The sequence below is a fragment of the Clostridium sp. CM041 genome (assembly GCF_055081035.1).
The window spans coordinates 2,479,409-2,498,738 of sequence record NZ_CM143648.1; the positions used below are offsets into that span (position 1 = coordinate 2,479,409).

Consider the following 19,330-nt stretch of genomic DNA (forward strand, 5'->3'; position numbering starts at 1 on the left):
GTAACGGTAGGGAGTGGAATTTTATGGTAACTTTACCTTTTGAAAAGCACATGTATGAACTTAAAAGTAAAATAGATGAACTAAAGAATTTAGCAATAGATCAAAATATGGATTTAGAAAAAGAAATAAGACAGATGGAAATTAAGCTCTACAATATGAAAAAGGAAGCCTATAAAAACTTAACTGCCTGGGATAAAGTAAGTATTGCGAGGCTTGTGGAACGTCCTACTGCTCTTGATTATATAAATCTGATTTTTGATTCCTTTATGGAGCTACATGGTGATAGGTATTATGGAGATGATTCTGCTATTGTAGGTGGAATAGCAGAGTTTAATGGTATTCCTATAACTGTTATAGCCCAGCAAAAGGGAAATAACACCAAGGAAAACATAAAGAGAAACTTTGGTATGCCAAATCCAGAGGGGTATAGAAAAGTTTTAAGACTTATGAAACAGGCAGAAAAATTTAAAAGGCCTATTATTTGTCTTGTAGATACTCCGGGAGCATATTGTGGACTAGGTGCAGAAGAAAGAGGTCAAGGTGAGGCAATTGCTAGAAATCTTATGGAAATGGCAACATTAAAAACACCAGTAATTTCAATAGTTATAGGAGAAGGCGGAAGTGGTGGAGCTTTAGCTATGGCGGTAGCAGATGAGGTTTGGATGCTAGAACATGCAATTTATTCTATTTTGTCACCGGAAGGTTTTGCTAGCATATTATATAAAGATGCAAGTCTTGCTAAAGAAGCGGCTACTGCAATGAAAATAACAGCTCAGGATTTAATTGATTTTGGAATAATAGATAGAATTATAAAAGAGCCTTTAGGTGGGGCGCACACTAATTTAGATGAGATGGCGGCAAGTATTAAACGTAATTTAGAGGAGTCAATTGTTAGATTAATGCGGGAACCTATAGAATCTTTACTTACTAAGAGATATTATAAATTTAGAAAGATTGGTAAGGTAGTGGAATAATTTTAATTTTAGTGATGTTAAGAAAAGTATATATACTTTTCTTTTTTTTTGTATTGAAGTGTTTATATAAATCATACATAATAGAAGGTGAGAATAATATTTAAGATAATGGCAAAGGGGAATTAAGTTATGAGTAGAACACACAGTGGGACGATTTTAGTGATAGATTCAGGATGCGATCTATCTTTAGATTATATTAAACAAGAAAACATAGTACCGATAGGAATAATATGTAATTTTAAAGGTCAAGCAATAGAGGATGATTTTGGGAAAAATATTATTCGTAAGGACTTTTATGATGCTTTAAGGCAGGGAGAGATGCCTACTACATCACAAATAAATAGTCAAAGATATGTAGAGGTTTTTAGAAAGTATGTGAAGGAAGAAAAATCTATAATATATATTGCTTTGTCTTCTGCATTAACAGGAACTATAAACAGTGCAAATATAGCAATAGAGACTATACTTGAAGAGTTCCCTGAGGCGGATATAAGTATAGTTGATAGTAAATGCGCAAGCCTTGGACAAGGGCTGTTAGTGCATTATGCTTATGAAATGTTAAAGAAAGGAAATTCAAAAGGAGAGATAGTTACCTGGCTTGAGGAAAATAAACTTAAGATTAACCACTGGTTTACAGTTAATGATTTAAACCATTTAAAAAGAGGTGGAAGAATTTCAAGTTCCGCTGCAGCTGTTGGCACCTTGTTAAATATAAAACCAGTTTTGTTTGTGGATAATGAAGGAAGACTTACTCCTTTTTCTAAGTGTAGAGGTAGAAAAAAGGCAATAAATACCTTAGTTGAAAAATTTAAGGAAAGAACAGACCCAAATAAAGAGCAAGTTATTGCTATAAGTCATGGAGATTGTATTGAAGATGCATTAGCTTTAGAGGCTTTGGTTAGAGAAAATGGAAATGTTAAAGATGTTATTTTAAATTATGTGGGTACAGCAATAGGGTCCCATACAGGACCAGAAATATTAGGATTATATTTTATGGGTGATGAAAGATAATGGTTAAGGCGTATTATGATAAATGGAATTGCAATTTATACAATATCATAAATTAAAAATTATTTTATGAAGTAAAAGAAAGACAGGGGAAGATATCTTTCTTTTACTAATATAGAGAAGATCTATTCTGTTTCATTTCCTAATTTCTTAGATTCTTTAGAAACACCTATTTCGTTGGCAGTTTCCATTCTCATTTTATCTAATTCTTTTTTCGTTTTTGGATTAGCCTTTTTATTATCTTTACTATTTTTGTTGTTTTTATGTGACATTGCAAGATCCTCCTTATATTACTTAGAGCACAAATAACTATTAATTGATTTGCTCCTTTATAATAAATATTTCAATATTAGTATAACCAAGTTCATGAAATGTATGTGATATAATTAGTATTATTAAAAAAATTATATAGGAGGAAATAATTATATGAATAAAAAGATAGGATTTATAGGCTGTGGTAATATGGCAAAGGCTATGATAAGTGGAATAGTAAAATCAAATTTAGTTTCTAGCCAACAAGTAATAGCAAGTAATCCATCAGATAAGAGTTTAAATAAGGTAAAAGAACAATATAATATTCTAGTAACTAATGACAACAAGGAAGTTGCTGAATTTTCTGATATATTAATTTTAGCTGTAAAACCCTATAAATACTCTGAGGTTATCGATGAAATAAAACCATATTTAAAGACGACGGTAGTTATAGTAACTATAGCTGCAGGGGTAACTTTAGAATATATGAGCAATGCACTCGGAGGCGCTGCAAAGGTTATAAGAACTATGCCAAATACTCCAGCGTTTGTTGGCGCGGGTATGAGTGCACTTTGTGCTAATAAAAATATAACTAAAGAAGAATTGCAAGACGTAGTAAATATTTTTGAAAGTTTTGGTAAGATAGAGATATTAGAGGAAAAGCTTATTGATGTAGTTCCGGCGGTAAGTGGCTCATCTCCTGCTTATGTTTATATGTTTATTGAAGCTTTAGGTGATGGGGCGGTGCTTCAAGGAATGCCAAGAGAAAAGGCTTATAAAATGGCAGCGCAAGCAGTGCTAGGGGCAGCTAAAATGGTACTTGAAACAGGAGAACACCCAGGAAAACTTAAAGACGATGTATGCTCACCAGGTGGAACTACTATAGCGGCCGTATACACCTTAGAAAAGAATAATTTTAGAGGAACAGTAATTTCAGCTATGGAGAGTTGTACAGAAAAGGCAATTAAAATGGGTGAAAAATAAGATTTTCAAAAAATAGAGGCAGTTACATATGAATCTCAATAGAATGAAACTGTTTGGTGACTAGGTACAGGATTAGGGTATAAAATATGCTCTAATCCTGTACCTTTTTTATTGTGCAACAAAGAATTACCCCTGAAAATATTTGTAATAAAACTACATGAAAAACATATACATTTATTAAGGGTTTGAGCAATTTGCATCCCTAAAGCACCACTATAGCAGATAATTTAACGACATTTCAGCTCGGCAGGAGATGATTTAACTGGAGGGAAAGCAAATGGAAACAAAGGGTTTATTGGTTAAGATTAATTATTCGCAAGAGGGTAATGACAGTTTAGCAATATCTTATACTACTAATATAAATAAGGATAATCATTCTTCTAAGTATTTAATTTGTGGAGGAAGGTATAATAGAAATGGTGGAACTATAATGTTTAAGGCCAAAAATATAGAAGAAGCTTCAGAAATAGCTAATAATAAAGTTTTTGCGAAACGGTTGAATACTTGGGATTATGAACTATAATTAAAGATGAAATCATCAATATAGAATATACTTACAACTAAACTGTGGTTGTAATTGACGGTTTGAATAATTTCAATTGGGAGGAAATATAATGAATAAACTATCGCGAAATGATATTTGTTGGTGTGGCAGTGGTAAGAAATATAAAAAATGTCACATGGATCAGGATATATTTATAGGGAATATAGAGGAAAAAGTAGGTTATAAAATACCTAGAGATATAATGAAAACAGAGGAACAAATAGAGGGTATAAGGAAAAGTTGCAAGTTAACTCATGATATACTCGATATTGTTGGGGAGAGAATAAAAGTTGGAGTAACCACAAATGAAATTAATACTTGGGTACATGAATATACTGTGCAGCATAATGCATATCCAGCACCACTCGGCTATGGGGACTTTCCTAAGAGTGTATGTACATCTATAAATGATGTAATATGTCATGGTATACCCGATGATACAGTTCTAAAAGATGGTGATATAATTAATGTAGATGTGTCTTGCATATTAGATGGATATTATGGTGATGCTAGTAGAATGTATACAATTGGAGAAATGTCTAAGGAAGCGTTAGATTTGGTGCGTGTATCGAAAGAGTGTTTAGAAAGGGGTATAGAGCAGGTAAAACCCTTCAATACCCTTGGAGATATAGGGTGTGCTATTCAAGAGCATGCAGAAGGTTTTGGATATTCAGTAGTATACGATTATGGTGGTCATGGCGTTGGATTGGAGTTTCATGAAGAACCATTTGTACCTCATATAGGCAAAAAAGGAGAGGGGTCAATATTACTACCTAATATGATTTTTACTATTGAGCCTATGATTAATATCGGTAGTCCTGAAACAGATGTACTTGAAGATGATTGGACAGCGGTTACAGTAGATGGTTCATTGTCATCTCAGTGGGAACATACAATACTTGTTACTAAAACAGGATATGAGATACTAACATAAGACTACATTATATGTAAAAATACCCCCAGAAATGGAGGTATTTTTATATATAATGTTTTATAAGTCACTATTCTATTTTTATTTATGTACCAATGGTATTGTAAATGTCGTTAAATTTTATAAATAGGATTAATTAAGCTTATGAACATAAATGGAGAAAGGGAAGATAAAATAGCATTATATGATTTTGTTGTTTAGGTGTAGTATAGACAAAATAAAAATGAGGAAAGATAAATCTATAATTTATGTTGATGGTAGCGCGGAATAAAATGTTGTATAATGAATATAATAGGTAAATATTGATATTGACAGGTGTAATTTACATGGGGCAAGGTTTTAGGATATGAAACACTTAATAAGTATTTAAACTTTTAAAAAAAGTACGAGGAGGACAGAAATGAAGTTTACGATTGGCGGTATATATCACGGATTTAAGTTAATTGAAGAGAAAAATATAGGAGAGCTAAATTCTGTTACAAGGTTGTTTGAACACATTAAAAGTGGGGCTAGACTGTTGCATTTAGAAAATGATGATGATAACAAGGTGTTTTCTATAGGATTTAGAACACCACCGAAAAGTAGTAATGGGCTTCCACATATACTGGAACATTCAGTGCTTTGTGGCTCTAGAAAATTTCCAACAAAGGAGCCTTTTGTTGAATTAATAAAGGGATCTTTAAATACATTTTTAAATGCTATGACTTTTTCTGACAAAACGATATATCCTCTAGCTAGTAAAAATGATAAAGATTTTTTTAATCTTATGGATGTGTATTTAGATGCAGTTTTCTATCCGAATATATACTCACAAGCTGAAATATTAATGCAAGAGGGCTGGCATTATGAATTAGAAAACAAGGAAGATAAACTAACTTATAAAGGTGTAGTTTATAATGAAATGAAAGGTGCATTTTCATCTCCAGAAGGGTGCCTCATGCGCAAGGTTCAAGAGTCCTTATTTCCGGACACATCATATGGCGTAGAATCTGGTGGAGATCCAGAATGTATACCAGAATTATCGCAGAAAGAATTCATAGAGTTTCATAAAAAATATTATCATCCATCAAATAGTTATATATTCCTATATGGAGATGGAGATATTGATAAACAGTTACAATTTATTAGTGAAGAGTATTTAAATAATTTTGATAAAATTACAGTAGAGTCATCTATTAGCTTACAGAAACCATTTAGCAAAATGGAAGAAGTTAAGATGGATTATCCTATTTCATGTGATGACGATGAGAATGGCAAAACATTCTTAAGTATGAACTTTGTATCAGGTGATAATATTAGCCATCCAGAAATGCATTTAGCCTTTGAAATTTTAGAGTATTTATTACTAGAAAGCGCTGCAGCACCTTTGAAGAAAGCACTTATAGACGCCGAGATAGGTAAAGATGTATTTGGAGGTTTTGATAATAGCATATTACAACCGGTGTTTAGTATAGTAGTAAAAAACTCTAATGAAAGTGAAAAAGAAAGATTTAAGGAAGTTGTATTTACAACTTTAAAGGATTTAGTTAAAGAAGGAATAGATAAAAAATTAATAGAAGCTTGTATAAATAGTACTGAATTTAAATTAAGGGAAGCTGACTTAGGTGGTTTTCCAAAGGGATTATATTACTATATAACTAGTATGGACAGCTGGCTTTATGATAAAGATCCAACTATGCATTTAGAGTATGAAAGTTATTTGATCAAAATAAAAGCTGCATTAACTACTAATTATTTTGAAAAACTTATAGAAAAGTACCTAATAAATAATACCCATAGTTCTATGGTTATATTGAATGGTAAAAAGGGCCTAGCAGAACAAAAGTCCAAGGCAGTAGAAGAAAAACTAGCTAAGTATAAGGAAAGTCTTTCAGAAAAACAAATAGAGGAAATAGTTAAGCAGGGGAAAGCTCTTAAAGAAAGACAAATGACGCCAGATGCTGTGGAAGTGCTAGAAACTATTCCTTTACTTGAACTAACGGATATTGAGAAACAAGTAGAACATTTACCTTTAAAGGAAAAGGATGAGCAAGGAGTAAAAGTATTATCTCATAATATATTCACTAATAAAATTGCCTATATAAATGTATTATTTGATTCTAAAAAAGTAGATATAAAGTTACTGCCTTATGTAACATTATTATCAACTATTTTAGGAAGGGTAAGTACGCAGAATACTAGTTATTCTGATTTATCTAATGAGGTTAATATTCATACAGGCGGAATTCATTTTACCACAGAGGTATTTGGCGAAAGTGGAAATTTTGAAAAATATAGCCCCAAGTTAGTAGTAAAGACTAAAGCTTTAACTGAAAAGCTTCCTAAATTATTTGATATTATGGCAGATATAATTAGCAATACTAAATTTGATGAAAAGAAACGTTTGAAGGAGCTAATTCAACAATTAAAATCAAGGCATGAAATGAAGATTCTTGATAGAGGACATATGGTATCAGCTGGAAGACTTACATCTTACTTCTCGCCAGCTTCAGCTTATATAGAAAAAACTACAGGAATAGCTTTTTATAAATTTATTGATGAGATTGAAAGAGATTTTGATAACAAAGCAGAAGAGATCATTGAAAACTTAAACAAGGTATCAAAGCTTATATTTAACAAAAATAATCTTATAATAAGTGTTACAGGAGAAGAAGACATATATACTGCATTTACTACAGAGCTACCTAAGATTATAAGCGTCTTAGGAGAAGAAAAATTGCCAGATGCATTGTATAATTTTGATCTAAATAAAAATAATGAAGGATTATTAACCTCATCAGATGTTCAGTATGTAGCTAAAGGATATAACTTCATTAAGAAGGGATATTCATATTCAGGTAAAATGCTAGTACTTAAAACTATAGCAAGTCTCGATTACCTATGGAATAGAGTGCGTGTGCAAGGTGGCGCCTATGGTGGTTTTGCAAATATAGCTAGAAGTGGGAATATAGTCTTTGTATCTTATCGTGATCCTAATGTCCAAGAGACTTTAAAAGCTTACGATGGAATATGCGATTATATAGGAAGCTTTGAAGCCTCAGAAAGAGAAATGACAAAATACATTATTGGAACAATCAGTGAGCTTGACTCACCATTAACACCTTCTATGAAAGGTGAGCGGGCGACAGCATATTATATAAGAGGTATTACTGAGGAGCAAAGACAAAAGGAGAGAGAAGAAGTATTAAGTACAAATCCTGCGGACATTAAGTCTTTTAAAGCACTATTAAATGATGTTATAAAGGAAAACTACTTTTGTGTACTGGGAAATGAAACTAAACTTAAAGATAATAAAGAAATATTTACTAATTTGGTAAATGTATTTAAATAAGGTGCCTTATGGCACCTTTTTTTCGAAGGAGGATTTGCATGGCTATTAAAGCACTCTTTACATATAATTATGGCGAAGAAAAAATGAAAGGTATAGAAGATTTTGGGTATGATATAAAGGTAGCTAAAGAGCAAGATTTAATTTATAGTGAAAAGCTTGAGGACATAGAGGTTTTAATTTGTTATGATCCATTTAAAACACTCGCCATAGAGAAAATGAAAAAGCTAAAATGGATTCAATTATCTAGCATAGGTATTGACCAATTGCCAACAGAGTATGTTAAAAACACTTCTATTATAATTACGAATAATAAAGGTGGCTATAGTATACCAATGGGGGAATGGATTGTATTAAAAATTCTAGAGCTCTTTAAGAATAGTAAGGGGCTATATGAAAATCAAGCTAATAAAAAATGGAAAACGGATACAAGTATTCGGGAGATATATGGTAAAACTATAGGATTTATAGGGACAGGCACAATAGCTGCGGAGGCAGCTAAACGACTTCAAGGGTTCGGCGTAAACTTAATAGGTGTAAATACAGATGGTAGAGATGTTGAATATTTTAATACATGCTATGCTATGAGTGAATTAGACCAAATGATTAAGTTATGTGATGTGATTGTGTGTACAGTGCCATATACCAAAGCTACCCATCATTTAATTAATGAAGATAGATTTATTGCAATGAAAAATGGAGTTTTTTTCATAAATGTAGCTAGAGGGAGTATTGTGGATGAAGCTTCTTTAATTAAAAATTTGAAAAATGGTAAACTAGCAGGAGCCGCAATAGACGTATATGAAGAAGAACCTTTAAAAGTGGATAATCCATTATGGAATCTAAATAATGTTATATTAACTTCTCATAATTCCTGGATTTCAGAGATGAGAAACCAGCGAAGATTTAACCTTATATATAAGAATATGAAAAAATATGTACAAGGGGAAGAACTAGTAAATGTAGTAGATTTAAAAAGAGGGTATTAGATTATTTATAAAAAGGAGTTAGTGATTTTTAAGGGGGATAAGGTAAGTGGACAAGGATAAAAAATTTAGCAACTTATTTATAACAAGCATGGTTATGGCTGCAATCATAACTTACATAACAATTATTTTAGGGAAAAATGCAAAAGAGATATATTTGTGGGGAATTATTATCTCTTTAGTCTTAGTGATGCTAGGTCTAGTAGCAAGAAGCAAAGCAATATTTTATAAGAAATTAAAACAGGTTAGAGAAAACTATGGTGTGGAAAATAAGCGAGAGAGGAAATTTGAAGATATTAAATTATTATTTGATGTATTAAAGTATAAAAACCCGCAGGAAATATATGTTGATGATCAAACTTACTTAGATTTAAATATGAACCAGGTTTTTGAAAAGGTAGACAGAACATTGTCATCTCCAGGGGAACAGTACTTATACCATATTTTAAGAAATCCAATTTTAAAAGAAGAAAAACTAATTAATAGAAATAAGACTATTAGTTTTTTTCAAAAAAATAAGGAAACAAGAGAAAAAATACAAGTTAGTTTATTAAAGCTGGGAAGACAGCGTAATAATACTGTAACATCGTTTTTATGGAATGAGATCTTATATAAAACTTCAATGAAGCCATTGCTATATCTTTTAACATTACTAGCTTATGGTTCTTTAGTTTCAATAGCTTTTATTGGAATATCTAAAGCCTTTTATTTTTTATTTATAATGTTTTTAGCTAATGGGTTTATTAATGTTAAGATTAAAAAACAGGTTGGGGCAGAAATTGAAGCTATGGGATATTTAGGAAAGATAATTACGTTAGCTGAAGTTATGGGAAGAGTAGAGGATGAAGAGATAAAGGAATATACCTTAAAGCTTAAAGAAAAAGCAAAGGGTTGCAAGGTGATAATGAAAAAAGCTACCTCCATTGGAATAGGAAGAATAGAAGGTGCAGATGTTATTTTTGAATACTTTAATATGTTTTTTTTAAAAGAAGCTAGAGGCTTTTATAGAATAATAGATGAGGTTAAAGCACATATTGGAGAAATAAGAGAAATTTATTTAATTTTAGGAGAAATTGATGCATTAATATCTGTAGCGTCCTATAGGGATGGGCTTTTAGAATATACGGAGCCTAAATTAACAAAAGGACTTAAAGAGATAAAAGGTGAGAATATAAAACATCCATTAATAGAAGCTGCTGTAGGTAATTCTTTAACTATAGAAAAGGGTGTTATTATAACGGGTTCAAACATGTCAGGTAAATCTACTTTTTTAAGGGCTGTGGGCTTAAATGCACTATTTGCACAAACTATTTTTACCTGCCTTGCTACAAGCTATGAAGGTGGATATTTCAATATAGTATCTTCGATGACTGTAAGTGATAATATAACTGGTGGGAAAAGTTATTATTTAAGTGAGGCAGAGGCAATATTTAGAATAATTAATGTTTGCAATGAGGAAGTAACAAACCTATGTCTTATTGATGAAATTTTTAGGGGAACTAACCCTATTGAGAGGGTTAATGCTTCTGCTGAAATTTTAGCTTATTTGTCTATTCACAATTCTTTGGTTGCAGTAGCTACACATGATCTTGAAATAACTAAAATGGTAGGAGACTTATATGAATGCTATTATTTTACTGAGAGTGTAGGGGAGCATGGATTAGAGTTTGATTATAAAATAAGAAAAGGGGTATCTTCTACCAGAAATGCAATAAAAGTACTTGAATTTATGGGATATCCAGAAGAAATTATTCATAGAACCAATGAAAGAATTATAAAGAGTAAAATTTAAGCGAAATTACTCTTTAATGTAAATATGTAAATACCACTTGCTACGTAAGTGGCATCTAAGGGAGGAAGTTATTATGAAAGCAGAAATATTATCAGTAGGTACGGAAATATTACTCGGCGATATTGTTAATACAAATGCACAATATATTGCTAAGAGACTTGCAGATTTAGGTATATCAGTTTATCATCAGTGCGTAGTTGGAGATAATCCAGAAAGACTTTTAGAATCATATAGATTAGCATTTAGTAGAGCTGATTTAGTTATAACTAGTGGGGGACTTGGACCTACAAAGGATGATTTAACCAAGGAAGTAGCTTTTGAATATTTTGGCAAGCGTAGCGTTGTTCATGAAGCTTCTTTAAAAATTATTGAGGATTATTTTAAAGATATGAACAGACCAATGACGAAAAGCAATAAGAAACAAGCGTATTTTCCAGTAGATGCGGTAGTGATTCCTAATAATAATGGCACAGCGCCGGGATGTATAATAGAAGAAAATGGTAAGATAATTGCACTTTTACCTGGTCCACCTTGGGAAATGAAACCTATGTTTGAGGAGGCGGTTATTCCTTATCTTAAAAAGTTTGCGCAAGGTGTATTAGTTTCAAAGGTGCTCAGAGTTATTGGAGTGGGAGAGAGCAGTGCGGAAGAAATGATAGAAGATATATTGAATAATCAAACTAATCCAACTGTGGCACCTTATGCTAAAGCAGGGGAAATGACATTTAGAATTACAGCAAAGGCTAATACACAGGAAGAAGGCACAAGACTGATTGCGCCTATGGAAGATGAAATACGTAGAAGACTAGGAAATAACATTTATGGCGAAGGGAATATAACCTTAGAAAATGTACTTGGAGAAATGCTTATAAATAAGGAGTTAACTATATCCACAGCAGAATCTTGCACAGGAGGAATGGTAGCTGCAAAGCTTATAAATTACCCAGGGATATCTTCTGCGTTTATAGAGGGGGCAATTACATATAGCAATGAGGCTAAAATTAATAGATTAGGAGTTGCGAGAGAAACATTAGATAAGTATGGTGCAGTAAGTAGTGAAGTAGCCGCAGAAATGGCGCAAGGTATAGCAAAAACTGCAGGCACTAGTATTGGCCTTTCAACTACGGGAATTGCGGGCCCAGATGGTGGAAGTGCAGAAAAACCAGTGGGACTTGTATATGTTGGGTTATATATTAATGGTGAAGTTAAAACTAAGATGCTTAAATTATCTGGTAACAGGCAGAAAATACGTGAGAGTGCAACTATGGAGTTACTTGATTTAGTTAGGAGAGAGCTATTGTAGTTAACTTGCACTTATAAAAAGTCATTAAATAAAAAAAAATTATAGTATTGTATAATGGAACTAATAAAGGCGCATATCAATATTGATATGTGCCTTTAAAAATCTATTTAAAATATATATGTTACTTTTATGAATTTATCTATTTTATTTAGTAACAGGTGGTACAAAAACCCTAGTTGCGAGTTCGTTATCCAGCATATAAATACTTGTAGGATCAGCGTTGATTCTCGCAAGCCTTTTTATAAGGCCATTAAAATTAGATTCTTCCTCAACTTGCTCATCAATAAACCACTTAAGTAAGCTTATAGTAGCATGTTCTTTTTCTTCAGTAGCAATGTCAGTAAGATTATAAATATTACTAGTTACAACTTTTTCATGAGCATATGCTATGTTAAAAACATCAAGAAGTGTTTCATAATCATTTTGAGGTTCACTCATTCCTTCTAAAGTTAAGCGTCCGTTCATTTCATTTATATAATTATAAAATTTCATAGCATGGAATTTTTCTTCTTCAGCTTGTACTTTAAAGAAATTAGAAAAACCATCAAAATCTTCTGCTGCGCAATAAGCTGACATAGCTAAATAAAGGTGTGCAGAATAAAATTCAAAGTTCATTTGCTTGTTTAGTTCATTGAACAATCTTTCGCTTATCATAATAATCCTCCTCATATTCCTCTGGTCTAAAACAATGATTATGACCTTGGAAATGTAAATTTACAATAGTATAATATTATTGTTTGACGTTAATAATTGTTTTTACTTAATTATAAATATTAAACAATATCTATATTATACACCAAATGTGTTTTTATTAAACAATAATTATACAGCGAATGTATAGTTATTGTGCTAACATGCCATATATATTAGGAATTAGGCTTTAAAATATAATTACATTAAACATTTCAGAAGGAAGATCTCCCACTTTTGTAAGCTGGAGTTACATACCCTAGCAAATAGAAAACTTCAGTGGGAGTATAAATCCCCTTCTGAAGTCGTTAATGTTTCAGCTCCGCAGGTGATGTTTTAAGGTAATAATTTTTCTAAGTTTACAATTCCAGAACCTTGCATATATTTTGGGGAATTTATTAGGCTTGAAGATGTCTTTAATAAAGCCAATGTATCCTTATAACATAAATTTATATTGTTCTCATACAGCAGTGCACATAATCCACTTATAAAAGCCGCAGAGCATGAAGTTCCAGTGTAGGTCGTATACAGATTAGTGATGCGAGTAGGATAAAGCTTCACACCATTTTTTTCAGAGATAAATTGTGCATCAGAAATCAAAGAGCAAATATTAACACAGGCAGCTATCAAATTTGGCTTATCAAGCTTTTGGAAAGGACCGCAGGAAGAATATTCATATATTTTTGGGCTTCCTATGTTATCATACCCACCTACCGTTATACAATTTTTAAGAGTAGCTATGCCCCGCACAGAACTTTTAACATTTTTATTGCTACCACTAGGAACGATTACTACTATGCCCTTTGAGATTGCAAGGTCGAAAAGCTTTGAGAATAAAGAAAGGACAAATTCATTAGTTTCAAAAGTTTCAAAAGGAAGGCAAATGATTTTAAGGTTAAAGTCATTATCTTCGCTTAATAGAGTTTCTAATGAAAATAAAATATCAGATACAAAACCCTTTCCTAGTTTATTAAAGGCTTTAATCATGTATATATGGCTATTTTTGGCGACACCTTTATACATACCCTTAGATCCATAACCACTACCACAAATTAATCCGCTCATAAAGGTGCCGTGACCATTATCATCATAAGGATAGTTTAAATTATTAACAACGTCTACAAACTTTCTAATTTTATTACAAGGATTTAATAAGTCAGGATGGGGATACACGCCGCTATCAATTATTCCAACGCCAATGCCCTTTCCAGTAAGGCTATAGTCATTTTGAAAGGATACGCCATTAGACGCGAGTATACTATTACCACATAAATGTGCATAAGAATCAAAAGTTATATATGCTACTTGGGGATATTCTAGTAATCTATATATAGCACTGGAAGTTAAAATAGCACAAATACAATTTATCGAGGGGATATGGCGTAGAATATCACATTTTAAAAATTTAATTTTATTAACGGTCTTAGTCTCAAGGGATTTGCAATGTATTAGCACCCTATAGTTTTCATATAGGCTACTAAATAAAGCACACCTTAAGTTGGGATCTAACTTATTTTTGAAGGAAAACATGTATGCCTCCTAAATGTATTGTTACATTATTATAGTATATGCAAATTTTTTGAAAATGTTAATAAAAAAGAGATTATTAACATTTCCATTTAAAGATTATTATGCCTACAATCATTATGCCAATACCTATAAACTTAGATAAGGCAAATTTAATTTGCTGAGCTCCGAACATTCCAAATTTATCAATTACACCGGCGGATAGTAGCTGAGCAACTAATATAATTGCAATGGAGCATGTTGGTCCCATTTTTGTTATTCCCTGCATAACAGAAAATATAATTATAGCGCCTAAGAATCCTCCTAGTAAATATAATTTATTTACTTCTTTTATAGCTTTGATATTACCATTGCCAACTATAAGGAGTATTACTAAGGTCACGATGAATCCAGTTCCTTGAACAAATGCGTTAGTTTCCCAAAGTCCAATTTTTTCACTTACCCTTGTATTAAAAACACCTTGAAGACTCATACAAACGCCTGCAACTATAGAAAATATTAATCCCAATTACAATCACACTCCTCTAGGGTAGTTTACCCAGAATGTGTTGTAATATTAAAAAAATATAGTGAAAACATTTCAGAAGAAAGGTTTCCACTATATTTGAATATGAATTAGTATCCATTATCCTGTCTTTCGTGATTAATTTTATTTTTATAGAAATATGCATTTTCAATATCTTCTTCTGAAAATCCTAGATTTTGACCTAAACTCAAAAAGTTTTGAAAAATATTTAAATAGTTATCAAGAGAAGAACAAATTATAAAATCTGCAATATTTGTATACACAGTTAAAAACTGCTGAGATAATTCAGCGGTAATGCATTTAGTATTCAAAGTGATATCTTGAAAGTTTTTTTCTATTCCGAGGCTTAAAATAAAGTGTATACAATCAACATATTCTTCAAGAATTACATCGTTACTTGAAGGTTTCTTTGTACTCCAAAATTTAAAACAACGAGTTTCATTCGCGAGTTCGCCTAGTTCCACTTGAAGGGAAAGTATTTTTTTTTGTAATAAGGGTACTCCTTCAAGGTTATGTTGCACTTGAATTCTATGGTCTAAAGTATTTTGCATCTGGAATAATTTTTGTAAATTCATATTTGAAACCGCCTTTTTACTGAATTATGTATATTCATTTTAATCGATATTAAGGTGCAAGAAAATCAAATGATATATTTTATAGAATATATTTCTTAATCACCATTTCATCATTATTATTTATAGGTTTCCAAAGCTCGATAGTATCCACTGTGATAGTTCTTGAGAAATTTTCATCCTTGGCTGAAGCACAAGCTGCTAAATATTCACTATTAGACCATTCTCTATCAGCGAAAGTTGTATTAGCTAGTGAGATATGCAAATTCCAAGTTTCAATATCATCTCTAACCTTAAACCCATGTAAATTTAAAATTGAATTTATATTTTTAGATAATTGATATATAGTGCCTTCATTACCAATATTTAAATTTACAGACTTATAGGGAGGGTCAAAACATATTACGCCATTCAATTCAACTTCAAATTTAGTATAATTCCTAAGAATGTTTTTTAAAGCAGTATCCAAATCGTAAAGATTGGGATTAGTTATTATTTCTAGAGTTACATGAAGCATAGGTAAATTAGCATCAGACTTGTATAGGTTATACTTTTCACAGATTGCCTTTTGCATAGATTCTATATATTTATAAGAAACATTATCAAATAAGCCAACCAAGTAGTAAATCATTGTCATCCCCCTTAAACCTAAAATATAACTTCATGTTTTTAATATTCCCTTAGCTCATAAGTTTTAACTAACATTTCCTTTTTAGTACTAACCTGTTTCCACAATTCAAGTTTAGAAACCTTTACAAATTGTAGGAAATCACCCTTATCTAAAGTGTCATCAATAGAAATTGTACTTCCGTTATATGACTTTTTAATGAGGTGATTGGCATTAGCTAATATAATATTTAAATCAACATTATAATCATCACTTTTAACGTTAAAACTATGTAAATCTAAAGTGTCTGTAATATTTCTTGCTAGCCGAAAAATATATCCTTTATCTTCAACATCAAGATTAACTTGACTTAAATTTTCGTTTAAACTAATACTATTATTTATAGCCACTTTAAATTTTTTATAGGGAGATAGAATTTTAGAAACAACAACATCTAATTTTTCTAAATCAGGATTAATTATTGAAACTATAGGTATAAAAAGATTAGGAGAACTCTTATATAGTTTATATTTTCTACAGATATCTCTTTGAATATTTTGAACTGTAGAATTAGATAAATCATCAAATAACGCAACTAAAAAATATTTCATATGTTTCCTCCAAGCAAAATTAATAACCAATGTTGGTTAACATTATTTTGAGTAAATTATAAGTGTATTATAACATAATTTTTAGGTTTTGTATTTCCTGTGTAAATTTATGTATGAAGATTCATTTGTAATTTATTAAGGTGAAAAAATGAAGATGTTACAATCAAATATTTTTGTATTGCTAGCATAATTATTTTTGATTATGCTAACAATAGTTTTATAATTAATAAAGGGAGGTGCTTTTCTTATGAAGCATAATGACAGTATAGGTTGTACCGTAAATGAATGTGAATATCATTGTAAAGATGATAATTACTGCACTTTAAACAAAATTGAAGTTGTAAAACATGAAAGTGTTGCTAAAACACCAGAATGTACAGACTGCGGAAGTTTTAAAACAATAGAATAAAGTTAAACAATGTAAAGATCACCCGTGGAAGCACGGGTGATTTTTTACGTTGTTTTTTTACAAAGTATAAATATTGTAAGAAATTCTGTGTTTAATAAAATAATATCGTCTAACATTTAAAAAAAATGTTAAAATATAATGTAATTATGGTATAATTCAATTGTATGTATAAAAATGAAAGTAATTAATATATAATGCATAGTGAGGATGATACAAATATGGATAAATTGGTAATTAACGGAGGCCGACGTATTTTTGGTCAGGTAGAAATAAGTGGTGCAAAAAATGCAGCAGTAGCAATTTTACCAGTAGCTATAATAGCAAGTAAGGGTAAATGTATCATTGAAAATATTCCTAATATAGAAGATGTAAATTGTATAGAAAGAATATTAGAAAATTTAGGCTGTGAAATTAAAAGAGAAAAAAATTCAGTTTCTATAGATAGTACAAATATAACTAGCATTGATGCTAACACAGAAGATGTAAGAAGAATGAGAGCTTCCTATTATTTGATTGGTGCGCTTTTAGCAAGGTTTAAAAAGGCTAGGGTAGAGCTTCCGGGGGGGTGCCCTATAGGTGTAAGACCTATAGATCAACATATAAAAGGGTTTGAAGCACTTGGAGCAACAGTAGTTATTGAGAATGGTGCTGTAAACATTCAGGCAGATAAACTAATTGGAACTAGTATTTATTTTGATGTTGTTAGTGTAGGTGCAACAATAAATGTAATGGCCGCTTCAACGCTTGCAGAAGGTACAACTATTTTAGAAAATTCTGCAAAAGAACCACATGTTGTTGACGTAGCTAACTTTTTAAACTCTATGGGAGCTAATATTAAAGGGGCAGGTACGGATGTTATAAGAATTATAGGTGTAAAAGAATTAACAGGATGCAACTATAGTGTAATTCCAGATCAAATTGAGGCAGGTACTTTTATGATAGCAGCTGCTGCTTGTGGTGGGGAAGTAACTATAAATAATGTTATTCCAAAACATCTTGAATCAATTTCAGCAAAGCTTATGGAAATGGGAGCAGATGTACATGAAGGTGGAGATAGTGTTACTGTTAAATCTGAAGGAAGACTCAAGGCTGTAAATATTAAGACTTTGCCTTATCCTGGATTTCCAACGGATGTCCAACAACCAATGAACACATTGTTATCTGTTTCAGAGGGTAGGAGCATAATAAATGAAAGTATTTGGGAAGCTAGATTTAAGCATGTGGACGAGCTTAAAAAAATGGGCGCTAATATAAAGGTTGAAGGAAGTGTCGCTACGGTAGATGGCGTAGATAAACTTATAGGGAAAGTAGTTATTGCATCAGATTTAAGAGCGGGAGCAGCTTTGGTTATAGCGGGGCTTATAGCAGAAGGTACTACAGAAATTTTAGGCATAGAGCATATTGATAGAGGATATCCAAATATTGAAGAAAAATTTAGAAGCATAGGGGCGGATATAAAAAGAGTTACTATGTAACAATTTGAAATTAAAGGAGACAATTATGATATTCTGTCCATTATATAGTGGAAGTAGCGGAAATAGCATATTTGTAGCGTCAGAAAATACAAAAATTTTAGTTGACGCTGGTATGCCAGGTAAAAGCATTGAAAGCGCACTTAAAGAAATAAATCAAGATCCTAATGATATTGATGGCATTTTTATTACTCATGAACATTCTGACCACATAAAGGGTGCAGGAATTATTTCTAGAAGATATAATGTACCGATATATGCCAATGAGAATACTTGGGAAGCTATGAAAATCAAGATAGGTAAGATAAAAGAAAATAATATAAAAATCATCAATAATAATTCTGTGGATATAAAAGACATGCATATAATAAATTATAATATATCACATGATGCGGCGGCACCTATAGGATATGCGTTATATAGTGGTAATAAGAAGGCATGCATAGCTACAGATTTAGGCTATTTTTCTGATGAAGTAAAGAATATGATAAAAGATGCAGATGTAATTCTACTCGAGAGTAATCATGATGTGGAAATGGTGAAATTTGGGCCCTATCCGTATCCGTTGAAAAGAAGAATATTAAGTAATATGGGTCATCTATCCAATGATGCATGTGGGAAAGCTATAGTAGAAATAATGAATGATAAGCAAAAACATATTATTTTGGGACATTTGAGTAAAACTAATAATTATCCTGATTTAGCCTATCAAACAGTGGTGAATATACTCAAAGAAAATCATATCGAAATAGGTAGGGATATTTCTTTGAATTTAGCTAGAAGAGATATGCCAAGTGATGTAATCAACTTTTAA

19 protein-coding genes are annotated in these 19,330 nt (G+C 31.4%); 12 read left to right on the plus strand and 7 right to left on the minus strand.

The window, feature by feature from the left end; genetic code table 11:
• The first annotated feature begins 23 nt into the window (after positions 1-23).
• Positions 24-974, plus strand: a complete 951-nt coding sequence (locus ACWJJT_RS11615; protein ID WP_216302122.1) for an acetyl-CoA carboxylase carboxyltransferase subunit alpha — start codon at positions 24-26, stop codon at positions 972-974.
• Positions 975-1,103: 129 nt separating this feature from the next.
• Positions 1,104-1,985, plus strand: coding sequence for a DegV family protein (locus tag ACWJJT_RS11620; RefSeq protein WP_220286232.1), 882 nt, complete (start codon positions 1,104-1,106; stop codon positions 1,983-1,985).
• A 122-nt stretch (positions 1,986-2,107) separates the two neighbouring features.
• Here ACWJJT_RS11620 and ACWJJT_RS11625 read toward each other — a convergent pair whose 3' ends face one another.
• Complete coding sequence (locus ACWJJT_RS11625) at positions 2,108-2,254, minus strand: small, acid-soluble spore protein, alpha/beta type (protein WP_165411774.1); 147 nt, start codon at positions 2,252-2,254, stop codon at positions 2,108-2,110.
• Positions 2,255-2,408: 154 nt separating this feature from the next.
• Between ACWJJT_RS11625 and proC the strand changes: the two genes are divergently transcribed.
• The 7 genes from proC to ACWJJT_RS11660 all read left to right on the plus strand — a co-directional run bounded on the left by proC (position 2,409) and on the right by ACWJJT_RS11660 (position 12,102).
• Positions 2,409-3,218: a pyrroline-5-carboxylate reductase gene (gene proC, locus ACWJJT_RS11630; RefSeq protein WP_462953413.1), complete on the plus strand. Its 810-nt coding sequence runs from the start codon at positions 2,409-2,411 to the stop codon at positions 3,216-3,218.
• A 277-nt stretch (positions 3,219-3,495) separates the two neighbouring features.
• On the plus strand, positions 3,496-3,741 hold the full coding sequence (locus ACWJJT_RS11635; protein ID WP_462954823.1) for a hypothetical protein: 246 nt from the start codon (positions 3,496-3,498) through the stop codon (positions 3,739-3,741).
• A gap of 91 nt (positions 3,742-3,832) precedes the next feature.
• On the plus strand, positions 3,833-4,696 hold the full coding sequence (locus ACWJJT_RS11640) for a methionyl aminopeptidase (RefSeq protein ID WP_462953415.1): 864 nt from the start codon (positions 3,833-3,835) through the stop codon (positions 4,694-4,696).
• A gap of 397 nt (positions 4,697-5,093) precedes the next feature.
• Positions 5,094-8,024, plus strand: coding sequence for an insulinase family protein (locus tag ACWJJT_RS11645; RefSeq protein ID WP_462954824.1), 2,931 nt, complete (start codon positions 5,094-5,096; stop codon positions 8,022-8,024).
• A gap of 38 nt (positions 8,025-8,062) precedes the next feature.
• Complete coding sequence (locus tag ACWJJT_RS11650; RefSeq protein ID WP_220286236.1) at positions 8,063-9,010, plus strand: phosphoglycerate dehydrogenase; 948 nt, start codon at positions 8,063-8,065, stop codon at positions 9,008-9,010.
• Positions 9,011-9,056: 46 nt separating this feature from the next.
• Positions 9,057-10,799, plus strand: coding sequence for a MutS-related protein (locus tag ACWJJT_RS11655; RefSeq protein WP_220319888.1), 1,743 nt, complete (start codon positions 9,057-9,059; stop codon positions 10,797-10,799).
• Positions 10,800-10,872: 73 nt separating this feature from the next.
• The gene (locus tag ACWJJT_RS11660) at positions 10,873-12,102 is read left to right on the plus strand and encodes a competence/damage-inducible protein A (RefSeq protein WP_462954825.1); all 1,230 of its coding nucleotides are present in this window, start codon (positions 10,873-10,875) and stop codon (positions 12,100-12,102) included.
• Between the two features lie 144 nt (positions 12,103-12,246).
• Here ACWJJT_RS11660 and ACWJJT_RS11665 read toward each other — a convergent pair whose 3' ends face one another.
• From ACWJJT_RS11665 to ACWJJT_RS11690, 6 genes are all read right to left on the minus strand, one after another.
• Positions 12,247-12,756, minus strand: a complete 510-nt coding sequence (locus ACWJJT_RS11665; protein WP_165411766.1) for a ferritin — start codon at positions 12,754-12,756, stop codon at positions 12,247-12,249.
• A gap of 372 nt (positions 12,757-13,128) precedes the next feature.
• On the minus strand, positions 13,129-14,322 hold the full coding sequence (locus tag ACWJJT_RS11670; RefSeq protein ID WP_462954826.1) for a S8 family serine peptidase: 1,194 nt from the start codon (positions 14,320-14,322) through the stop codon (positions 13,129-13,131).
• 76 nt (positions 14,323-14,398) lie between these two features.
• A complete protein-coding gene (locus ACWJJT_RS11675) occupies positions 14,399-14,827 on the minus strand; it encodes a DMT family transporter (protein ID WP_462954827.1) in 429 nt (142 codons plus the stop codon).
• A 107-nt stretch (positions 14,828-14,934) separates the two neighbouring features.
• The gene (locus tag ACWJJT_RS11680; RefSeq protein WP_462954828.1) at positions 14,935-15,420 is read right to left on the minus strand and encodes a dUTP diphosphatase; all 486 of its coding nucleotides are present in this window, start codon (positions 15,418-15,420) and stop codon (positions 14,935-14,937) included.
• A gap of 79 nt (positions 15,421-15,499) precedes the next feature.
• Positions 15,500-16,048, minus strand: coding sequence for a 2'-5' RNA ligase family protein (locus ACWJJT_RS11685; protein WP_462954829.1), 549 nt, complete (start codon positions 16,046-16,048; stop codon positions 15,500-15,502).
• Positions 16,049-16,086: 38 nt separating this feature from the next.
• Complete coding sequence (locus tag ACWJJT_RS11690) at positions 16,087-16,635, minus strand: hypothetical protein (protein ID WP_462954830.1); 549 nt, start codon at positions 16,633-16,635, stop codon at positions 16,087-16,089.
• A gap of 247 nt (positions 16,636-16,882) precedes the next feature.
• On the opposite strand from ACWJJT_RS11690, the gene ACWJJT_RS11695 reads away from it, so the two are divergent.
• The 3 genes from ACWJJT_RS11695 to ACWJJT_RS11705 all read left to right on the plus strand — a co-directional run bounded on the left by ACWJJT_RS11695 (position 16,883) and on the right by ACWJJT_RS11705 (position 19,330).
• Entirely contained in the window at positions 16,883-17,044 is a 162-nt protein-coding gene (locus ACWJJT_RS11695) for a DUF1540 domain-containing protein (protein WP_462954831.1), read from the plus strand.
• Positions 17,045-17,262: 218 nt separating this feature from the next.
• Positions 17,263-18,519 (plus strand): UDP-N-acetylglucosamine 1-carboxyvinyltransferase, encoded by a 1,257-nt coding sequence (locus tag ACWJJT_RS11700; protein WP_165411760.1) that lies wholly within the window; start codon positions 17,263-17,265, stop codon positions 18,517-18,519.
• A gap of 25 nt (positions 18,520-18,544) precedes the next feature.
• Entirely contained in the window at positions 18,545-19,330 is a 786-nt protein-coding gene (locus ACWJJT_RS11705; RefSeq protein ID WP_462954832.1) for an MBL fold metallo-hydrolase, read from the plus strand.